Below are 20,046 nucleotides of genomic sequence, written 5' to 3' on the forward strand. Positions count from 1 at the left end.
GGGGGAGAGATTGAATCCTGCAATGAATTTTATAAGAGTGTTTAAAGATAAGGTGTAGACCTGTTGGTGCTCAAGAGGTCGTAGATTGGTTTAAAAGATGCATTCAAACGTGATAGAGGAAGAGATTGTATCTGTATTGGTTCCTCTTCCTGTTGCTCACGCTTATAGTTATAAAGTTCCCTCTTCTATGGAGGTGAATGTTGGTTCCTTTGTTCGGGTTCCGGTGATGGGGCGTGAGCTTTGCGGTTTTGTTGTGGATGTTGGAGAGAAGGCAGCAGATGGGCAAAGGTCTGGTTCGGTGGCGCGTGAAAAATTACGCTCTCTGCTTCATGTTTTTGATTGTCCCCCATTAAAGGCAGAAATGATCACATTTTTGCGTTTTGTTAGTCGCTATACAATGGCGCCTTTTGGTCTTGTGGCGCGATTGGTTTTGTCTGTACCGGCTGCTTTAGAGCCGGAAGCGCAGATGCTGGGTTTGCGATATTGTGGTGGAAATGTAGAACGTCTCACACCAGCGCGATCACGGGTTTTGGAATTGGTGCGTAATGAGAAGATATGGACACGTTCTGGTCTTGCGCATGCGGCTGGAACTTCGGTTTCTGTTGTTGAAGGTTTAAAAGCGCTAGGGGTTTTTGAAGATATTATAGTTCCTGCTCCTGATCTTGTGGCAATGCCTGATCCTGACTTTTGTCCTCCTCAGTTGCAGGGAGCGCAAAATGAAGCAGCAACAATGTTGCGGGAAGGTGTTTTATCTTCTCAGTTTCAAGTTTTTTTGCTTGATGGTGTTACGGGATCAGGAAAGACGGAGGTTTATTTTGAAGCGGTCGCTCAAGCCTTCAAAGGGGGCAAGCAGGTTTTAATTTTATTGCCGGAAATTGCTTTAACACAGCAGTTTTTAGATCGTTTTTATGCACGCTTTGGAGCTGCGGCAGCAGAATGGCATTCTGATTTGACGCCACGTCGTAGAGAACGTGTCTGGCGGCAAGTTGCAGAAGGGCGGGTGCGTGTCGTTGCGGGGGCTCGTTCAGCGCTTTTTCTTCCCTTTCATGAGCTTGGCTTGATTGTTGTTGATGAAGAACATGATAGCGCTTATAAACAAGAAGAGCGCATTTTTTACCATGCGCGTGATATGGCTGTTGCACGGGGCTCTTTTGAGCATTTTCCTGTTATTTTATCTTCAGCTACACCGTCGATTGAAAGCCAAGCCAATGTTTTAAAAGGGCGTTATCAAAAGGTGCATTTACCTTCCCGTTTTAAAGAAGTAGCACTTCCACAGTTGCGGGTGGTTGATATGCGCCAAGGAGGGGTGCAAAAGGGGCGCTTTATTTCCTTTGCTCTTGAAAGGGCTTTAAAGCAAACGCTTGATAAGGGCGAACAAGCTCTTCTTTTTCTTAATCGTCGTGGTTATGCACCTTTAACTTTATGCCGAATTTGCGGACATCGTTTTCATTGTACTGATTGTTCAAGTTGGTTGGTCGAACATCGTGCGCAAGGGCAATTGAAATGTCATCATTGTGGATATCATGAACCACTTCCTCAAGCCTGTCCTGAATGTGGGACATTAGATCATCTCGTGGCTTGTGGACCGGGTGTGGAAAGAATTGCAGAAGAAACACAAATGCTTTTTCCTCAAGCGCGATCATTGATTCTTTCAACAGATCTCAAAGGAGGGATTGGGCAATTGCGAAGCGAATTACAAGCTATTGCAAATGGCGATGTGGACATTATTATTGGAACACAGTTGGTCGCTAAAGGACATCATTTTCCTAAGCTCTCTTTGGTTGGCGTTATTGATGCTGATCTTGGTCTTGCCAATGGCGATTTACGCGCAAGTGAACGTACCTACCAGCTGCTTTCCCAAGTTACCGGAAGAGCAGGGCGTGAGGGATTGGAAAGTTTAGGATTATTGCAAACTTATCAACCAGATCATCCGGTTATCAAAGCCTTACTTTCATGCCAGCCAGAAGATTTTTACACACGTGAGATTGCAGCGCGTCAGCATTATCATTTGCCTCCCTATGGGCGACTTGCCTCTTTGATTGTATCTGCACAACAGCGCCAAGCAGCAGAACATTATGCGCGCGCATTGCGTCAAGCAGCGCCGCGGGAGAAAAATATCTCGGTTATGGGACCAGCAGAAGCGCCTTTGGCTCTAGTTCGGGGGCGTTATCGTTTTCGGCTTTTGCTGCAAGGACAGCGCTCTTTTGATATACAAGGGTTTATACGCGCAATGCTTAGCGGTACACCCAAAATGCCCAGTTCCGTTCGGGTTCAAATTGATATTGATCCGCAAAGTTTTTTCTAAAACCAGTCTCGCATAAAGTGAAGGTCTCTTTAGCTTAGGGTGCTTTACTTTAATATTATCTATTCAGAATAAGCGTCCAAGCAGCAGAATATGATGCATGTGCATTGCATTAAGTAGAGACACGGGAAAAAATATCTTTGTTATGGGACCAGCAGAAGTGCCTCTCTTATTCGAGGGCGCTATCATTTCGGCTTTTACTCCTTTTTTGTTTTAGGGACAGTACCCTTTTGATAGGCGGATTCTTTTTATAATGGCTGATTATAGGGGCTGAAAATGCTTAGCTGTACACCCCAAAATATCCAATTCTATTCGGGTTCAAATTGATATTGATTTATGCTTTTTCTAAAATCAGTGCAATATAGTGCCATATCAATATAGTGCCATATAAAGTGAAGCTATGTGGGCTTAATGAAGGTCGTGTTTTTGATGTTGTTTGACCTTAAAACCTTATGAAGCAGCGTTCATAAGATGTATTAGTGCTGTACGAGTCGTACCTGCTTTTGTATGCTAGATTAGGGCGAGAGTATTGCATATATCTATTTTATTTATCTTTGACGAGCACACAGACTCATTTGGGAGCGTAAAGGTTAAAATGAGCATTTATCGTTGTCGTCCTTATTTATGGCTCTAGAATTTTCAAAAGCGCCCATAATTATAATTTTATAAATAATAACATATTGATTTATAGTGATAATATGCCGTTATTCACTTTAGAATCTCAACTATTGTAGGATTCTCTTATTTCAAATCTGTTTATATTGATCAATCAAAACCATTCGTTTGCATGTTACAGATGGGGGAGACTGTGTCGAGTGAAACTATATAAGAAAGGACTAAAATACCTCATCATCTCAAGTGTTAAGGGCTGTCGTAAAATTGGGAGATGGCAAAGTATGTGATGGTGCCGGCTTGTTCTTTCATAAGTGTAAAGATGAGGCTGCTCAATGGAGCTACCATTATAGCATTTATGGGCGCTGTCGTGAAATGGAGATTATCCATTGCTTCATGCTTTTGTTACTTTTGTTCTCTAATGGGGGCACATTTTTCATGTAAAGCAGAACGCCCAAAACGGAATATTACAGAACATCTATTGTATTACTGTATTCATATGCTTTTTTAAACAAATGTTTCTCAGCATGCTCGAATTCATTTTACGATGTTTCTCGAGTGTAGAATGTAAAAGCTTTCATGAATGAAAAAACCGCGTTAAGGCTCCCCATTTTTATTTCATAAAGGTATAAAATGGCGCCATTTATTATTTAGCTTTTAGGATTACGAAAGCTCTTGGTACTTGAGAGCGTTTATACGAGGTGTTTTTTCTTTAATCATTTCCTTTTTTGTTTGTGATGGAGCAAGGGAGTGATTTTGATAGAAAGATTTGAAATAAGAGAATCTTTCGATGTTTGGGGCTCATCTGGTATGAAAAATGATACATTATCATTATAAATCAATGCATTGTATGCTTAAAGAGTGTGTTTATAAGAAAATATACTTGGTGAAATTTTTTAAAAGGAGTGGGTATTTGAAGAAATAAGATCAATTTTTTCTTTAATTTTTAGGAGGATATTCATTATTTTTTCTTTCTTAGCAGTTTGCAATAATAGACTTTTTCAGTCGCATTCGCATTTCGTTAAAGGTCTTGAGGTGATAAAGGAAGTGTTTTTTAGAGAAGAAGTGTTTTGTTATGGTGGCAAGAGCATTTGAAGCAAAATCAAAGAGAGTGAAAAAATCGCTCAGAGAATGTCAAAAAGAGGCATAAAAAAACTGTGATGCCATCCTGTATATCTAAAAAAAATTCTTTTCAAAAATATTTTGAATATTTTATTAAAATTTTTAAAAAGCAGCGATTTGTGGTGTTGCGAGTCGGCTATGTCTATGCTAGAAACCAAGAAGTTTTTGTTCTAGGTTTTAAGAAGAAGATTCTTAAGATTGAGAATGTCTGTTTCATTTCATCTGATAACTATCAGAGAGTCGCTCAAGGGAAAGAGGCGGTATTTCGTGTCGGATTCATTTTCTCTCATACCGCTGCCGTTGGTAGATCAACGCTATGCGCAAGCGCTTTTTGATTGCGTTCAAGAAGCTGGAAACGTTGAAAAGGTTGAAAAGGCAGTGGAAGATCTTTTGCTTGTTTTGGAGCAAAATAAAGATTTAAAACGCTTTGTGCTTAGTCCATTCTTTTCAGTTAAAGAGCAAATTAAGGTGATGCAATCTGTTTGTGCAAACATCAAATTTGCTGATAAAAACGCAGGTCAGGTTATTGGTAATTTTTTACGCGTTATTGCAACAAACCGTAGGCTTAGTGCCGTATTTGGTATTTTACATGCTTTCCAGCGTTGTGTTGCGCGCGCTCGTAGGCAGGTTACTGCGCAAATTGTTTCTGCGCGCCCCTTAAGTTCTCAACAAAGACAAGAGTTGTGTGAGGCTTTGGAAGGTGTCGTTGGAGGAAAAGTTTTGCTACACAGCATTGTGAATCCAACAATTCTTGGTGGATTAATCGTTCGTGTGGGGTCGTCTCAAATTGATACGTCTCTTCTCACAAAATTGTCTTCGCTTAAGCTTGCATTGAAAAAAGAGGTCAGCTGATGGATATTAGACCATCTGAAATTTCAAAAATTCTAAAAGAGCAAATCAAAAACTTTGACCAAAAGGCTGAGGTTTCAGAAATTGGTTGGGTTCTCTCTGTAGGGGATGGTATCGCTCGCGTTTATGGTTTGGATAATGTCCAAGCAGGGGAAATGGTTGCTTTTCCAAACGGTGTGCGCGGTATGGCCCTCAATTTGGAAGTTGATAATGTTGGTGTGGTCATTTTTGGCTCAGATCGCGATATTCGTGAAGGTGATTGCGTTAAGCGGTTAGGCGCTATCGTCGATGTTCCTGTGGGGCCCGCTTTGCTGGGGCGTGTGGTTGATGCGTTGGGAAACCCTATAGATGGGAAGGGTCCCATTAAAGCAACGGAGCGTCGTCGTGTTGATGTTAAGGCGCCAGGGATTATTCCGCGTCAGTCAGTGCATGAACCGATGTCGACCGGATTGAAAGCGATTGACGCACTTATTCCTATTGGACGGGGGCAGCGTGAATTGGTGATTGGTGATCGCCAAACAGGAAAAACAGCAATTTTGCTCGATACATTTTTAAATCAAAAACCTTTTCATGAAAAAGGGGCTGGACGAGAGCAAGACAAAGTTTATTGTATTTATGTGGCTATCGGTCAAAAACGTTCAACGGTGGCACAATTCGTTAAAGTTTTAGAAGAACGTGGAGCGTTGGAATATTCTATTATTGTTGCAGCGACCGCTTCTGATCCAGCACCACTGCAATTTATTGCACCTCTTGCTGGATGTGCTATGGGTGAGTATTTCCGTGATAATGGGCAACATGCTTTGATCGGTTATGATGACTTGTCAAAACAGGCGGTGGCGTATCGTCAAATGTCTCTTTTATTGCGTCGTCCTCCAGGTCGTGAGGCTTATCCGGGAGATGTTTTCTATCTTCATTCGCGTCTTTTAGAGCGGGCTGCGAAGTTGAATGCGGAAAATGGATCTGGGTCATTGACAGCTTTGCCGGTTATTGAAACGCAAGCAAATGATGTTTCTGCCTATATTCCTACAAATGTGATTTCGATTACTGATGGGCAAATTTTTCTAGAGACTAATTTATTTTATCAAGGAATTCGTCCTGCTGTAAATGTTGGTCTTTCTGTGTCGCGTGTTGGTTCTGCCGCACAAATTAAGGCGATGAAGCAAGTTGCTGGCTCGATTAAAGGTGAATTGGCGCAATATCGTGAAATGGCAGCTTTTGCGCAGTTTGGCTCTGATTTGGATGCGTCAACCCAGCGTCTGTTAAATCGGGGTGCGCGCTTGACAGAGTTGTTGAAGCAGCCACAATTTTCTCCACTCAAAACAGAAGAACAAGTGGTGGTTATTTTCGCAGGTGTGAATGGCTATCTTGATGCTTTGGCGGTTTCTGATGTTGCGCGGTTTGAGCAGGGACTTTTGGTGCTTTTGCGTAGTGATTATCAAGATCTCTTAAAGGCAATTGCTGAGCAAAAGCAAATAACAGACGAGCTGAAAGACAAGTTGATAACTGTTCTTAATACTTATGCAAAAAATTTCTCGTGATGAATTGATGGAATGCTTGAATGGCCTCACTAAAAGATCTTAGAGACCGTATCGCTTCGGTTAAAGCAACACAAAAGATCACCAAAGCTATGCAGATGGTTGCAGCGGCGAGGTTGCATCGTGCTCAAGAGGCAGCGCAGTCTGCGCGTCCTTATGCGAAGAAGATGGCTGATATTTTGACCAGTGTTGCTGCTGATGTAGATGGTGTTGATGCGCCTGCTCTTATGCGTGGTACGGGGCGAGATGATGTGCATCTCTTGGTGGTGTGTACTGCTGAGCGCGGTTTGTGTGGTGCTTTTAATGTGCAAATCGCTCGTCGTGCACGTGAACAGATTAAGGCATTGTTGGCATCTGGTAAAATAGTGAAAATTATCACTGTGGGCAAAAAAGGTGCGGATATTTTATCGCGTGATTACAAAGGCTTGATAATTGATCATATCGATTTGCATGCTGTAAAGCGCATTGGTTTTGCAGAGGCGGTGATGATTAGTCAACGGATTGTTGATTTATTCAATGAAGGCGCTTTCGATGTTTGTACGCTGTTTTATTCTGAATTTATTTCTGTGATTAATCAGCGTCCAACAGCTTTTGGCTTGATTCCGATGATTGCTCCAAAAGCAGCTGTTGAGGCAATAGATGTTGAGGAGCAAACAGATCATAGCAAAGGTTCACAATCAATTGTCTATGAGTATGAACCTGATGCGGCTTCTCTTTTAGAGGCGCTTGTGCCACGCAATCTTTCGGTGCAAATCTTTCGGGCTTTGCTAGAAAATATTGCTGGTGAGATGGGTGCCAAGATGACAGCTATGGACAATGCATCGCGCAATGCAGGTGAAATGATTAATAAATTGACGGTAGCTTATAATCGTCAACGTCAGGCACAGATTACGACAGAATTGATCGAAATTATTGCGGGCGCTGAAGCGCTTTAAATGGAAAAGGTAAGGATTGATGGTAAAAGCAGTAACCTCAAGCAAAGGAACAGAAAAAGGTGAAAAAAAGAAACCAGCTGCTCGTTCCGGCGTGAAAAAAGCCGCTTCGAAGTCTCAAGTGGATGTAACGGCTTCAGTGGATGTAAAGGCTTCCTCTGCGCCTGCGCGTAGTGCAGCTAAAGATACACCTGTAAAAAAAGATACATCCGCAAAAAAAGAAGAGCGTGCACAAGGCGCTGTTGGTGAGATCAAGCAGGTTATTGGTGCTGTCGTTGATGTGCAATTTGAAGGTGAATTGCCAAATATTCTTAACGCTTTGGAAACAGAGAATTTAGGCAATCGCTTGGTATTAGAAGTTGCGCAGCATTTGGGTGAAAATACCGTGCGTACGATTGCTATGGATACCACTGATGGTTTGATGCGGGGCCAAAAGGTTGTGGATACAGGCACGCAAATTAGCGTTCCTGTAGGAGAAGCAACATTGGGACGTATTATGAATGTGATTGGAGAGCCGGTGGATAATGTGGGACCAATTCCTGCGACCAAAACGCGTTCTATTCACCAAGAGGCACCTCCATATGTTGAGCAATCAACCATTTCAGAAATTCTCGTCACTGGTATTAAAGTCGTGGATTTGTTAGCTCCTTATTCTAAAGGAGGTAAAATTGGCTTGTTTGGTGGTGCTGGTGTTGGAAAAACCGTTCTTATTATGGAGCTTATAAACAATATTGCAAAGGCACATGGTGGCTATTCTGTATTTGCTGGTGTGGGAGAACGTACACGGGAAGGAAATGATCTTTATTATGAAATGATCGAAAGCCGCGTGAACGTGAATCCAAAAGAGAATAATGGTTCAACGGAAGGATCAAAGTGTGCCCTTGTTTACGGGCAAATGAATGAACCACCAGGAGCGCGTGCGCGTGTGGCTCTCTCAGGATTGACAATTGCAGAAAGTTTCCGTGATGAAGGACAAGATGTTCTCTTCTTTGTGGATAATATTTTCCGTTTCACGCAAGCTGGTGCTGAAGTGTCAGCGCTTTTAGGGCGTATCCCTTCTGCTGTGGGGTATCAGCCTACCTTGGCAACGGATATGGGGGCTTTGCAAGAGCGTATTACCAGTACAAAAACAGGCTCTATTACTTCCGTTCAGGCAATTTATGTTCCTGCCGATGACTTGACGGATCCAGCGCCGGCAACGTCTTTTGCTCATTTGGATGCAACAACAGTTCTTTCGCGCTCTATTGCGGAAAAGGGAATTTATCCGGCGGTTGATCCGCTTGACTCTTTCTCGCGTATGTTGGATCCATTGATTGTAGGGGAAGAGCATTACACTGTTGCTTGTCAAGTGCAAACCATTTTACAACGTTATAGAGCGCTTCAGGATATTATTGCTATTCTTGGAATGGATGAACTTTCTGAAGATGACAAATTGCTGGTGGGACGGGCGCGTAAAATTGAACGTTTCCTTTCGCAACCTTTCCATGTTGCGGAAGCCTTTACTGGTTCGCCAGGGAAACTCGTTCCTTTAGAAGAGACAATTAAAGGCTTTAAAGGTCTTTGTGCTGGCGATTATGATGATTTGCCAGAAGCTGCTTTTTATATGGTTGGTTCGATTGATGAAGCACTTGAAAAAGGAAAGCGTCTCATGGCAGAGGCGTCTTAATAAGAAGCTTCTTGTTCAAGAGAAAACTGTCATGAATATTTTTCGTTAAAAAGGACAAGTCGTTGAAGAAAACAGAGAGTCCTTATATCGGGTATTGTGGAGACTTTTGTGGAAAACAATAGAGAAGAGCATTTTTTATTTGAGCTTGTATCGCCTGAAAAAATTGTGTTTTCAGAGCAGGTATTGTCTGTTGTTCTTCCTTCAGCCTCAGGTTCTTTGACAGTTATGGCGCATCATGCGCCATTAGTGGCAAGCATTGTGTTGGGGAGTGTGCGTGTTCGCACCTCTTTGGGTGAGAAATTATTTGCTGTATGCGGGGGCGTTGCAAATATTACCTTTTCAGGCTGCTCTTTATTGGTAGAGCACGTTGTGGCTGTAGAGCATCTTTCTTTTGATGTATTGGAACAGCGGATTTTGCAGGTCCAAGCGACATTAGAAGGGGGGACAAGAGATGAGGATAATCATAAAATAGAGGCTTTTTTCCAGCAATTGTCAGCTGATGGTGCTGTGTTGATAGAAGCGTAGCAGCGTATACAGGAAAAAGGTGACATGAGCGGAAAAAAGAGTACGGTTATGTTTGCTAAAAGGGGTGGAAAACCTTTTCCTCGTCCTGGTCGTATTTTTGCAGGACCTTTGCCAAAATGTTTTGTTTATATTTTTGCTTCTCTTATTTTGCAATGGGCTTATGGTTTAGGGGCTAATATTGTTCAGTCTAACATTGTCCATCTTACGGGTGATTTTCACGCAACTTTGACCGAGACAACATGGTTGGTAGCAGCTTATATGGCGCCAAATGTGAGTGTAGCGATTATGTTGATCAAAATCCGCTATCAATTTGGGTTGCGTGCTTTTGCTGAATTATCAATCCTTGGCTTCGTTTTGGTTTGCGTGTTGCAACTCTTTGTTACGGATTTGCGTTCTGCATTGATTATTCGCTTTTTTGCTGGGATTGCTGCTGCTCCTTTGGCTTCGCTTGCGCTGCTTTATATGATGGAGGCTTTTGCTCCAGCAAAGAAGTTTACTGTTGGTCTTAGTTTGAATTATATGAATGCGGCTTTAGCGGCGCCTTTATCACGTTTGATTTCTCCTGATTTGCTGGAAAATGGTGGCTTTTCCAGTCTTTCCGCTCTGGAAATGGGGTTGGTTCTCATCAGCTTGGTCTGTATCTATACTTTGCCTCTAACGCCTGTTGTCCGCAGTAAGGTTATTCAAAAGTTAGATTGGATAAGTTATGGTTTGATTGCTCTTGGTCTTGGATTAAATGCCGTGATTATGTCTGTTGGCATATTGTATTGGTGGTATGAAGCACCATGGATTGGTTGGGGGCTTGCACTTGCTATTTTCTCGTTGGCTATTGCTATTATTATTGAGCTTAATAGAGAAAAACCGTTGATTGATTTACGTTGGATTTTCAGTAAAGAAATGGTTCAATCGGTTTTTATTTTATTGATCTTTCATGTTTTTTTGTTGGAGCGGTCAAATTTGCCCGTGGGTTTTTTTAATCTTTTTGGTTTGCTTAATCGTGAAATGGCGCCCATGTATCTTGCGGTGACATTGGGTATTCTGTTAGGGGGGGCTGTTTGTGTCTTTTTTTTACGGGCGGGGCGTGAAGATTATTTTTATTTGTTATCTTTAGGTTGTTTGGCGCTGGGAGCTTATTTAGACAGTCGTGTAAACTATTTAACACGTCCGAAAGATATGATGTTGAGCCAAGGGTTGGTGAGTTTTAGTTATGCACTTTTTTTGCCTCCCGCTCTTTTCAAAGGGTTTGTGATCGCTGGTGAGCGAGGACCGCGTTATGTTTTGAGTTTTATTGCGGTTTTTTTGCTAACGCAAGTGACAGGGGGATTGATGGGATCGGCTTTTTTTGGCAGCCTACAGTTTTATTTTGCCCATAAAAACTTTGAGTCCTTAACACAAAATATTGTTGTGACTGATCCGCTTATTTCTGGTGAGATGAATACTTTGTTTTCGCCTTCTTATGCTACTTCTGTCCCTCATGGCTTAGGGAGTGAACAGGGAACTTCTCTGTTGATAGAAAAATTTAAGTTAACAGCAAATATTTTTGCTTATGATGACGTTTTTCGGCTTTATTTTTATATTTCAATGGTTGTATTCATTATCTTTCTTGTCACAATAGTTGTTAAGTCATGCTCTTTGCGGACGTTAGAAAAGTAGAGTGATGGTATAGAAGAGGGGTGCAAAAAATGATAAAAGCATTACGGTCAAAAGCTACGATTGTTGCATTCCTGTCAGGTATTACGGGTGTTTTGCTAATTTTGTGGGCTTGGAGACTTCCTCCTTTTGTAAATAACATTCAAATAACGGATAATGCTTCCATTAAGGGCAATGTTACTTTGGTTAGTTCACAGATCTCTGGGGTGATTGCACGGATTTATGTGCAAGATTATCAACGTGTTGAAAAAGGAATGCTGCTCTTTGAGCTTGATGATTCTCTTTTTCGTCAGCAGCTTGCACGGGCACAGGCTGTTCTCGATTCAAAAAATGCAAAACTGGCAAGTATTGAGTTGCAAGCTCAGATTTTACAGGGAGAAGTTAATGCTGCAGAAGCGGAATTGGCGCGTTCACGAGCATTCTCTAATGTTGTTTCTGATAGTAAAAAGTTAGGCTTTGGTGATGCGGCAGTTTCTGTTTCTCGCCCTCTTTCACAACTCTTGGCAGCCCTAGAAACAAAACGACAATTGCAAAAACAATTAAATCTTGAAAAACAAAGTTTACAGTCAGAAGTTGCGGGAGCAAAGGTGAGTGTTGAGTTGGCAAAACTTAATCTCGATCATACAAAGATTTTATCTCCTAGAACAGGCTATATTGGATTGGTTGGCGCTAGGGTAGGGCAATATGTTATGCCGGGTACGCAATTGGTCTCTGTTATTTCTGATGACATTTGGATTATTGCTAATTATAAGGAAACGCAACTTTCTCAGATGCGTGTAGGACAACCGGTTGTTTTTTCTGTTGATGCATTGAACAACAAAAAGTTAACGGGGCGTGTGGTTCGTTTTGCTCCAGCGACAGGTTCAGAGTTTTCATTGTTAAAAACAGATACGACAATTGGTAATTTTATCAAAATTGCGCAACGTATTTCAGTACGGATTTCTTTAGATCCTGGGCAGGAGGGAATTGAAAAGCTCATTCCTGGGATGTCTGTGGTTACGTATGTGGATACTTCGCAGCGGGTCGATTCTGGAGGATAAATTTTGGGTTTTTTCAGTTTAATTCTCGTGCCATTTACTTATAGTAAATGGCTCTTCACATTGGAAGATTTCGTTTGGTTTGTTATGATACATCTTTTAAAGCTCTTAGGCTCCTTATACTTCGATATCATGATGTAAAATAATGTTCCTTAGAATATTAAAGCGCATGCATCTTTACTCATTTCCATTTCTTTTGAAATAATTCAGTAGGGGGGATAGATGCACTGTTGAAAATTTTTCTTATAGTTTCTCACAACACTGTCCTTTGGGATGTGGTGTCACCGCGTGTTTTGAGGACAGGGGTGGGAGACTGCCAGGATAAAAAATTGGATAATAGACTGGTGGGATGGATGAAAAACTTATCTTTTGGAGGAAAGCGTAAAGTTAGGGGAAAGACGTAAAGTTTATATTTTGTAAACTATAAAAAATGCCCGCTTTGAGTCGGGCATTAAAAGGGAAGGTTGTTGGTTGTGTTGTTAATTTTTACGGATCAGCAAGAAGCTTACTAAAACGACTCCTGCTGCTAGTGCGAGGGTTTTTTTAGGATTTTCTTTCGCTTTTTTCTTTAATTCTGTAGCATGTTCGTTGAGGTGATAAAGCGTGTGACGGACTTTTTGTTTCCATGTGTCAAACAGCTCAGAAATGTTTTCAAAGTTATCCTTTTGAGAACTCCAATGATTTACGGGGACCAGTTCTCTTTTTAATTGTGCTATACGTTTTTTAATTTTAGCATTTTTGGCGTTGGGTGAAAATAGACACATTTATTGACTCCTTCGTGTGTTAAATTATTGCGTGACAGTTGGAATTGTGTTTGGGGTTTTGCTATAACGGCTTGAAAATTGAAAGGTTGCATTGATAATGCCGCGCGTGGGTGAGAAGAGAATTAAGAGTTTGGGTTTAATGAGGAATTTCTGAATGTGCTTGAGTTCATTTCATGTAAGGATGTAAGGTAAAAATTTTTACAAAAGGGTGTAAGATTCATTCTATCATCTTTATTTCATAAAGATGTAAGTTGGTGTCTTCATTTTTTTGTTTGTTTAAAGTGTTGGGATAGCTTTTGGCACGTGAAATAGTTTATAAGAAGTTTTTATCTACATGTTCTCTTGTGGCTTTAGGGAGTGGTATTGATTGATTCAATTAAGAAGATTTAAAATGAGAAAATCTTACGATATTTGGGTTTTCTATTCAAATTTGTAAAAAATAGATTATTATAAATCAATGTGTTGGATTAATTAGGCGGTGTCTTTCATGCATTTTTAAAAATTGCGTTTTGATAGGCGTTATCTGTTGTGTTGTAAAACACTGTTTTGCGATGACGTGGATGTACGGTATAGGCATGCAACTTAAAAATACAGTATTGTCTCTGTTTGGTTTCGGTTTCTTTTTGAATCAACCAAGTGTAGAAGTATAAACTTGAACAGAAGTAGTAGAACTTATCCGGTGCGTCTATAGGATGAATCGCACCTATGAGTTGAATTGCATCAGTGGTTAGTAGGTGGAACCTTTTGAGAGTAATCTGTTAAGATTGGGGGGCGGTGTAATTTTCGTCCTTTGAAGCGCGGAGGAAGTCAATGTAAATGATGATTGATAGCGCAGGTTTTAAAAATTTGAGGACTTGATGAGTACGACCTATTTTTTATCTAAACCACTTGAGCGTCGTCGGTCTATTGGTGTTGCTGTTGGTGATGTGATCGTTGGGGGGCAGAGCCCGATAGTTGTACAGTCAATGACCAATACGGATACGGCTGATGTTGATGCAACTGTTGCTCAAGTGGCTGCTCTTTGGCAAGCTGGTTCACAATTGGTTCGGATTACTGTTGATCGTGATGAAGCGGCGGCAGCTGTACCAAAAATACGGGAGCGATTGGAGAGGTTAGGATTTTTTGTACCATTGGTTGGGGATTTTCATTATATTGGACACAAGCTTTTATCTGATCATCCTGCGTGTGCTGAGGCGCTTGCAAAATATCGCATCAATCCTGGAAATGTTGGTTTTGGCGCAAAAAAAGATCGTCAATTTGCAGAAATTATTGAGATTGCTTGTCGGTATCATAAACCTATTCGCATTGGCGTGAATTGGGGCTCTCTTGATAATGCGTTGTTAACACGGCTTATGAATGAAAATGCACAGCAAGAAAATCCTTTATCGGTTGCTGAAGTGATGCGGGAAACTGTTGTGCAGTCTGCTCTGCAATCGGCTCTTTGGGCTGAAGAGATGGGATTGGGACGTGATAAAATTATTCTTTCTGCTAAAGTAAGTGATGTTCAAGATCTTATTGCTGTTTATACCACCTTGGCGGCGCGTTGTGATTATGCTCTTCATTTGGGATTAACGGAAGCTGGGATGGGAACAAAGGGGGTTGTTGCTTCTTCGGTGGCTTTGGGCATTTTATTACAGCAAGGTATTGGCGATACGATACGAATTTCCTTAACACCAAAACCTGGTGGTGATCGGACACGAGAAGTAAAGGTGGGGCAAGAACTTTTGCAAGTGATGGGTTTTCGGCAATTTTTGCCCGTGGTTGCGGCTTGTCCTGGTTGTGGGCGCACAACCTCAACGGTCTTTCAACAATTGGCGCAAAAAATTGAAGCGGATTTATACAAAAATATGCCTATTTGGCGTGAAAAATACCCTGGCGTTGAAAGTTTGAAGGTTGCCGTGATGGGATGTATCGTCAATGGACCGGGGGAGTCAAAACATGCGGATATTGGAATCTCTTTGCCTGGAGTGGGGGAAAGTCCTGCGGCACCTGTTTTTATTGAGGGACAAAAGGTAAAAACTTTGCGGGGTGATCACATTGCTGAAGAATTTGAAGCGCTTTTGAGTGATTATATTCATACACGCTTTGGACAGGGTTGAAATAAATTCTTGGAGTGCATTTTTTCTTCATTAAAGGCTGTGTTTTTGCTTGTAAATCAATATTCAGTCCTCATTGTGGTTGCATGTTGAGAAACAAGATGATCGTTTATAAATTGATGCGCTTCTTCATTGTTTTCAAGCATTTTTCCTTGATAATACTGTCTTCAAACAGATCCAATAGCAAACTAAATGTGACATTATTTCTAGCAATTTTCAGGATATCAAATTGATAGGATTGGAGATCCGCATAGCGGCTATTGCCATATTTGTCATAAAATTTAAGCTTTTATCTTTATATAAAAGGATGTATTGACACCTTTCGTGGTGTTATTGGGGAATAGATGACAAATATATTAGCGTTTGGCTTTTTATTTAACGGTATAAGAATTTTAACAGGTGCCTTTATTGTATTTTATATGCTTGAAAAAGGGCTAACTCTTATTGATATCGGGATCATTAAGTCGTTTCAGGCTTTTATTATGATGGTTACAGACATTCCTCTGGGATATTTTGCCGATAGAAAAAGTTATAAAATATCGATCGTTTTGGCAGCGGCTTTTGCTGCTACATGGCTATGTCTCATGGGATTTTCTACAAGCTTTTATGGATTTCTTTTGGCAGAATCTTTTAATGCCTTATCGCTGACATTGATTGCTGGCGCCTATAATGCTTTACTTGTTCAATATGCAAAAGCAAAATTGACATCGACTAAAAAAGTGCTGGGAGCGAGCTCTCAATATAATTACATCGGCATGTTTATATTCAGTTTGATCGGTGCTTATTTTGCTGATTATTCTAGCCAATATATATGGTATATCGCGGCGTTTTTAATGTTGATGACAACACTATTTGGTTTGTTTTTTCTTGATGACCTGAAGGGAGAGAAAAAACCAAATAAAGCGAATTCTCTCATTTATGATGCTAAAGAGATGTTGTCTATTTTTATTAAAGTTCCTTATATCTCTTTATGCTTTTATTTTTCACTGATCTTTTTCAATATATTCTCGCAGTATTGGCAGTGGATATTTAAAGATCATCATATTAATGTCACTTATTTTGATCTTGGTGTGACATTTTCACTGATATTGCTCTCTCAGCTCTTGGCTAGTTTTCTCTTTACAAAACTAAGTGAAAGAGTGAATTTTATTTTATTGCTGTTTCTTTTGGTTTCACTGATTTTTACAGTGGTTTTCTTTGAGCCGAAAAAAGAAATTGCTGTTATTTTAGTTTGTATGATTTTTTACTTAATTAAGTATACATATCTGCGTGTAGAAGTTGTTTTGCACGATAGTATTAGTGATCATTTCAGGGCTACATATGAATCTTTCTTGTCAACTGTTGGGAGATTTAGCTTATTGGTATTTTTTTACATGAGTGCGTATATGGTCGATATATTTGGCTTTTTCTCACTCGTTTATATTTTGGGTATCTATTTATTGGTTTATCTGTTGGCAATGTTTTTTTTAGAAGGAGCCCTAAAGAAATCTCAGTGAAAATAGTAACGTATTTCACGTGTGTTTCATGGGGTTTATAGTGGATCAAGGCTTTTATTTATTAAGGCGCATCATTGTTTTTGCATGTTGAATGGGAAAGCAGAATGTTATCCGTTATTCTTATTTCAAATCTATGTATGTTGAAGCAATCAAAGTCATCTGCTTGTACGTTATCAGTGGGCGTGGCATCACAATCATTAAAAAAGAAATAAAAATGCTTCTCATGAATATTGCACCAAGAGTTGCTGATAAGATTGGACGCTGATAAAGAAAATGATTGTACCGGATTATATGCTTATTAAGGAATGGTGATGGAGCAGTTTTCCCATGACCGATTTTATTGTTGATATATCTAACGCGTTTTATTCTTGTTTCCTTTAAAATATGAATGATCTTGTTGAGATAACGGCATCTTTCATTCTCATTTTTGAGTATTTTCTCTTTGGTTGTGGTCTCTGTATTGGTATTGTTGGGATGTACTCGCGTGGATAGTCTAGAGCAGTACAATAAACTTTACGAAGAATAGATAGATGGAAAATACGAGGCTTTTGAACATTTTCAAAAACAAGAGCAAGCAAGAAACTTCGTATATAGCCGTGGTTATCAGAATATAGCGCCCAAATTTGATATTATATGGCATCATCACAGACTTATTGTTTTATGTGGACGCTTTGTTAATTTATTGCGCGGTGAATTATAATGAGGAGATGTCATGGGCAATGTTCCCTAATGTCATAAGCAGTTTGCGTTATGACTATAATTGGAGAGAAAACAATTTTATTTGGGCATATAATATGTCTATGAACTCTACGGATCCCATGATTGATTATGCGAAAAAATTTCTTAATTCTTCAAGCGGAAATGGCATTAGCCCAATAACACAAGTTATTGACTTTGTGTCTAGTATGGAAGCTGGTCATAATGAAAACACTAAACAAATAGCGCGTTTTTGTATAGATCTCAATACGATATATGACATGATGAAACCAAGAAAAACTTACAAATGACATTTAATGGGTAATGGGCAAAATTCTCTCGAAGGATATTAAATGGCTATGATACTCTATTGATCGTCACGATATTTTCTTAGCCATGTTGCATGTTTTTTATTATGTCTTCAAAAGATGGACGCATTTTCCAGCTTTGGCAACAGGCATAGATTCACTTACAATGATGCTCTTCATCTTAATAAGAAAATTTCACTTAAAGGAGGAAATTTACACTTAGCTTGAAAAAAGTACTTATCATAAATTAAATTGCGCTATTATATTAAAAATAAGGCCTTTTTTATTTTTCTGTTTCAATGGTTATTCTCTGTTTAATCTTATCAATTCTCTTTTTATGCGATGAATTGAATAAACGAGATAAAGAGCGTGACGAATTAAAGTTCTACAGTGATCGTGATTATTATTAAATTGAAGTTATTACATACTTTTGTAAAAGTGTTTTTAGAGATCAAGCAATACACGAGTGAATTTACAGAATGTAACCATATTTGATCTTCTATAACAAGATAGCGTGGAAAGGCATAAAAATTACGATTCTCTACTGAGGGCATTTACTTAGGGCATTGTACTTCTTTTATTGTTTTTTACGGGTTTATAAAATGCCTTGTTTGATACTTATCCTGTTTATTTTTTGCCTTATCGTTAGAAGATTAAAGACATGAAGGAGAAAACGAGTTTTCTTCTTTTTGATCGTTTTTATTCGGCTTTAAAGCATCCACGGTAATATCTTTTAAAGCATGGTGATTACGCATTGTTTCACATTTTCTTTCGTTCATTCTTTAATGGAAGGTATTTTTCATGCAAAATGAAATGCCCAGAATGCACTTGTGTTATAAATTCACGCGGCTTGTTTTAATGAAATCCCTCTCAAGATTTGTCGCACCCATTTCATGATAAGAACTATAATGGAGATTAATGGTAACGTTTCTTTGAAAAGTTTATTATGCATTCAACAAAGGTGATGGTTTACACTATGTGCAATGGAGCGGATGAAGTTTAATTTTTGCGTATTGCGCTAAAGTGTGCTGCTTGTTGGAGGGGGAGTGCTTTAGCGCCAAAAGGATGTAAGAATGCTTCTGCTTTACTGATGAGTGTATCTCGCTTTTTTTGGGTTTCTTCAATGCCATAAAGATGAACAAAAGTTGCTTTTTGTGCCGTTTCATCTTTTCCAGCAGTCTTTCCTAGGGTTTGTGTGTTGGCGGTGACATCAAGAAGGTCATCGGTTAATTGAAAGGCTAAACCAAGATAGGTACCAAAATCAGTAAGTTTTTCGGTTAATTCTTTAGATGCATTGCCAATAATGGCGCCTGCTTGACAAGCAAAGCTTATCAGGGCTGCTGTTTTCATGTGTTGTAGAGTGATGATGTCATTACTTCCTTGCGGTTTTTTTTCAGCTTCAAGGTCCAGCATTTGTCCACCTAACATACCGCCAAGTCCTGCCGATTGTGCAAGAGACGTGATCAGTTTGATTCTAATGTCTGTAGATAAAGTACTGGCTTTATGGGCAATGATTTCAAAGGCAAATGTTAAGAGAGCATTGCCTGCTAGAATTGCTGTTGCTTCGTCAAATGCTATATGGACGGTGGGTTTTCCACGCCGGAGTATATCGTTATCCATAGCGGGAAGATCATCATGAATGAGCGAATAACAATGGATACATTCTAAGGCACATGCAACATCAAGAGAATATTCGACAGGGATATCAAAAAGTGCAGCACTTTGAATCACAAGAAAAGGACGCAGGCGTTTTCCACCGTTCAGCACACCATAGCGCATGGCTTTGATTAAGTTTTTAGGGCGTGAAATTTCACCATTTTGGATTTGATCACTTAACAGGGTATCAAGCCGCTTTTCAACAGTGTGTCCATGTTTTGCAAGAAGGGTGGTAAATTCGTGCATTCTTGCTTCCTTTGTTTTTACAAAAATGAAATTATGAAGTTTTGAAGAGAAAGGTTGTCGCTTTTTCTTGGTTTCATAAATTGGTGTCGTTTTTTATTAAAAATCAATTTCTCTTTTTATCCGTATCTCTATTGTATGTGCAAATCCCTTTTTAAGCCAAATAAAAATTGAATGAAGGTCTTATGAGAATGCTTTCATTGGCGTATAAAATTTTCAAATTTTGCGGTGTTTTTGATATTCATTTGATCATTTTGACATCATTTTTGATAAAAAGAAGGTCATTTTTGGTAAGAGGAGGAGCATTTTGACATTGCCTCTTCTTGTTTATCAGTGTATAACATCTTAAAATTTTATGGTGTTTTTAAATGAAGCATTGTCATTTTTGACATTGCTTTTTCTGTTTTAATGGATTTGGAGTGTCTTTTTATGGCTGTACCTAAACGAAAAACCTCTCCAGCGAAGAGGGGCATGCGCCGTTCGGCTGATGCTCTGAAGGCGCCGACTTATATCGAAGATAAAAATTCTGGTGAATTACGTCGTCCTCATCACATTGA

Annotated in this window: 14 protein-coding genes; 12 read left to right on the forward strand and 2 right to left on the reverse strand. The window is 39.7% G+C overall.

Going from position 1 to position 20,046, the window contains the following annotated elements:
• Positions 1-97: 97 nt before the first annotated feature.
• The 8 genes from ACFIJ8_RS04340 to ACFIJ8_RS04375 all read left to right on the forward strand — a co-directional run bounded on the left by ACFIJ8_RS04340 (position 98) and on the right by ACFIJ8_RS04375 (position 12,233).
• Complete coding sequence (locus tag ACFIJ8_RS04340) at positions 98-2,305, forward strand: primosomal protein N' (RefSeq protein ID WP_273787652.1); 2,208 nt, start codon at positions 98-100, stop codon at positions 2,303-2,305.
• A gap of 1,998 nt (positions 2,306-4,303) precedes the next feature.
• Complete coding sequence (gene atpH / locus ACFIJ8_RS04345) at positions 4,304-4,888, forward strand: ATP synthase F1 subunit delta (protein ID WP_273787653.1); 585 nt, start codon at positions 4,304-4,306, stop codon at positions 4,886-4,888.
• On the forward strand, positions 4,888-6,423 hold the full coding sequence (atpA, locus tag ACFIJ8_RS04350; protein WP_026500438.1) for a F0F1 ATP synthase subunit alpha: 1,536 nt from the start codon (positions 4,888-4,890) through the stop codon (positions 6,421-6,423). Before atpH ends, atpA begins: the two co-directional genes overlap by 1 nt.
• Positions 6,424-6,443: 20 nt before the next feature.
• Positions 6,444-7,355, forward strand: a complete 912-nt coding sequence (locus ACFIJ8_RS04355; protein ID WP_375629331.1) for a F0F1 ATP synthase subunit gamma — start codon at positions 6,444-6,446, stop codon at positions 7,353-7,355.
• 19 nt (positions 7,356-7,374) lie between these two features.
• Positions 7,375-9,018, forward strand: a complete 1,644-nt coding sequence (gene atpD / locus ACFIJ8_RS04360; protein ID WP_273787655.1) for a F0F1 ATP synthase subunit beta — start codon at positions 7,375-7,377, stop codon at positions 9,016-9,018.
• A gap of 108 nt (positions 9,019-9,126) precedes the next feature.
• Positions 9,127-9,543 carry an ATP synthase F1 subunit epsilon gene (gene atpC / locus ACFIJ8_RS04365; RefSeq protein ID WP_375639086.1) on the forward strand — a complete coding sequence of 139 codons (417 nt, stop codon included), beginning with the start codon at positions 9,127-9,129 and terminating at the stop codon, positions 9,541-9,543.
• 24 nt (positions 9,544-9,567) lie between these two features.
• Positions 9,568-11,196, forward strand: a complete 1,629-nt coding sequence (locus ACFIJ8_RS04370) for an MFS transporter (RefSeq protein WP_375639087.1) — start codon at positions 9,568-9,570, stop codon at positions 11,194-11,196.
• Positions 11,197-11,225: 29 nt separating this feature from the next.
• Entirely contained in the window at positions 11,226-12,233 is a 1,008-nt protein-coding gene (locus tag ACFIJ8_RS04375; RefSeq protein WP_273787657.1) for an HlyD family secretion protein, read from the forward strand.
• Positions 12,234-12,709: 476 nt separating this feature from the next.
• Here ACFIJ8_RS04375 and ACFIJ8_RS04380 read toward each other — a convergent pair whose 3' ends face one another.
• Positions 12,710-12,994 carry a hypothetical protein gene (locus tag ACFIJ8_RS04380; protein WP_273787658.1) on the reverse strand — a complete coding sequence of 95 codons (285 nt, stop codon included), beginning with the start codon at positions 12,992-12,994 and terminating at the stop codon, positions 12,710-12,712.
• Positions 12,995-13,851: 857 nt separating this feature from the next.
• Here ACFIJ8_RS04380 and ispG point away from each other — a divergent pair.
• The 3 genes from ispG to ACFIJ8_RS04395 all read left to right on the forward strand — a co-directional run bounded on the left by ispG (position 13,852) and on the right by ACFIJ8_RS04395 (position 17,593).
• Positions 13,852-15,093: a flavodoxin-dependent (E)-4-hydroxy-3-methylbut-2-enyl-diphosphate synthase gene (ispG, locus tag ACFIJ8_RS04385; RefSeq protein ID WP_273787659.1), complete on the forward strand. Its 1,242-nt coding sequence runs from the start codon at positions 13,852-13,854 to the stop codon at positions 15,091-15,093.
• 341 nt (positions 15,094-15,434) lie between these two features.
• On the forward strand, positions 15,435-16,586 hold the full coding sequence (locus tag ACFIJ8_RS04390) for an MFS transporter (protein WP_375639088.1): 1,152 nt from the start codon (positions 15,435-15,437) through the stop codon (positions 16,584-16,586).
• 719 nt (positions 16,587-17,305) lie between these two features.
• Positions 17,306-17,593, forward strand: coding sequence for a hypothetical protein (locus ACFIJ8_RS04395; protein WP_375639089.1), 288 nt, complete (start codon positions 17,306-17,308; stop codon positions 17,591-17,593).
• Between the two features lie 996 nt (positions 17,594-18,589).
• Here ACFIJ8_RS04395 and ACFIJ8_RS04400 read toward each other — a convergent pair.
• On the reverse strand, positions 18,590-19,492 hold the full coding sequence (locus ACFIJ8_RS04400) for a polyprenyl synthetase family protein (RefSeq protein WP_375629346.1): 903 nt from the start codon (positions 19,490-19,492) through the stop codon (positions 18,590-18,592).
• A gap of 426 nt (positions 19,493-19,918) precedes the next feature.
• Here ACFIJ8_RS04400 and rpmF point away from each other — a divergent pair.
• The coding region (gene rpmF, locus ACFIJ8_RS04405; protein ID WP_375639166.1) for a 50S ribosomal protein L32 at positions 19,919-20,046 on the forward strand (128 nt) is incomplete at its 3' end.

It is taken from the genome of Bartonella sp. MF74HXZ, from assembly GCF_042194445.1.
GTDB classification, from domain to species: Bacteria; Pseudomonadota; Alphaproteobacteria; order Rhizobiales; family Rhizobiaceae; genus Bartonella; species Bartonella grahamii.

Coding starts and splice junctions, on each gene's coding strand:
- ACFIJ8_RS04355 (WP_375629331.1), top strand. CDS start 6,444: ATGGCCTCACTAAAAGATCTTAGAGACCGTATCGCTTCGGTTAAAGCA.
- ACFIJ8_RS04395 (WP_375639089.1), top strand. CDS start 17,306: ATGTTCCCTAATGTCATAAGCAGTTTGCGTTATGACTATAATTGGAGA.
- ACFIJ8_RS04400 (WP_375629346.1), bottom strand. CDS start 19,492: ATGCACGAATTTACCACCCTTCTTGCAAAACATGGACACACTGTTGAA.
- ACFIJ8_RS04340 (WP_273787652.1), top strand. CDS start 98: ATGCATTCAAACGTGATAGAGGAAGAGATTGTATCTGTATTGGTTCCT.
- atpD (WP_273787655.1), top strand. CDS start 7,375: ATGGTAAAAGCAGTAACCTCAAGCAAAGGAACAGAAAAAGGTGAAAAA.
- ACFIJ8_RS04375 (WP_273787657.1), top strand. CDS start 11,226: ATGATAAAAGCATTACGGTCAAAAGCTACGATTGTTGCATTCCTGTCA.
- ACFIJ8_RS04380 (WP_273787658.1), bottom strand. CDS start 12,994: ATGTGTCTATTTTCACCCAACGCCAAAAATGCTAAAATTAAAAAACGT.
- atpA (WP_026500438.1), top strand. CDS start 4,888: ATGGATATTAGACCATCTGAAATTTCAAAAATTCTAAAAGAGCAAATC.
- ACFIJ8_RS04390 (WP_375639088.1), top strand. CDS start 15,435: ATGACAAATATATTAGCGTTTGGCTTTTTATTTAACGGTATAAGAATT.
- ACFIJ8_RS04370 (WP_375639087.1), top strand. CDS start 9,568: ATGAGCGGAAAAAAGAGTACGGTTATGTTTGCTAAAAGGGGTGGAAAA.
- ispG (WP_273787659.1), top strand. CDS start 13,852: ATGAGTACGACCTATTTTTTATCTAAACCACTTGAGCGTCGTCGGTCT.